Source organism: Curtobacterium sp. ODYSSEY 48 V2 (assembly GCF_023712625.1).
In the GTDB taxonomy this organism is placed as follows: domain Bacteria; phylum Actinomycetota; class Actinomycetes; order Actinomycetales; family Microbacteriaceae; genus Curtobacterium.
The window spans coordinates 1-442 of record NZ_JAMAXX010000044.1; the positions used below are offsets into that span (position 1 = coordinate 1).

Consider the following 442-nt stretch of genomic DNA (forward strand, 5'->3'; position numbering starts at 1 on the left):
GGGCACAGCAGCGCGATCTCGATCGCGAACGCGGCCAGCGAATCGGCGTTGATGCGCCGGCGCAGCACGAAATACGGCGGATAGCCGAGCGCGACGACCAGCGTCGGCCATGCGAACGCGCGCGTCACCCACACCTCGTGCGCGACGCCGAGCGCCGCACAGGCGACCGCCGCCCATTGCAGCGGGTCGAGCCGCTCGTGATAGTAGAAGCGGCCGACGAGCACCATCGTCAGCGGCAGCAAGAAATAGCCGAGCGACACTTCGAGCATGCGGCCGTGCAGCGGCGCCCACAGGAACAGCCACAGCTGCACGCCGAGCAGCGCCGCGCTCACCGGCAGCGCGATCAGCAGGCGCCAGTCGCGCGCGCAGCGCCGCGCCAGCCCGACGAGCGCCGGCCAGCGGCCGCGCAGCGCGATCAGCGCGAGCGCGCCCGGCGCGGTCC

General features: G+C 73.1%; 1 protein-coding gene. It reads right to left on the minus strand.

Features of this window, described 5'->3' with window-relative positions; all coding sequences use genetic code 11:
• On the minus strand, positions 1–442 hold a 442-nt coding region (locus tag M3666_RS16415; RefSeq protein WP_374109598.1), incomplete at both ends, for an EamA family transporter.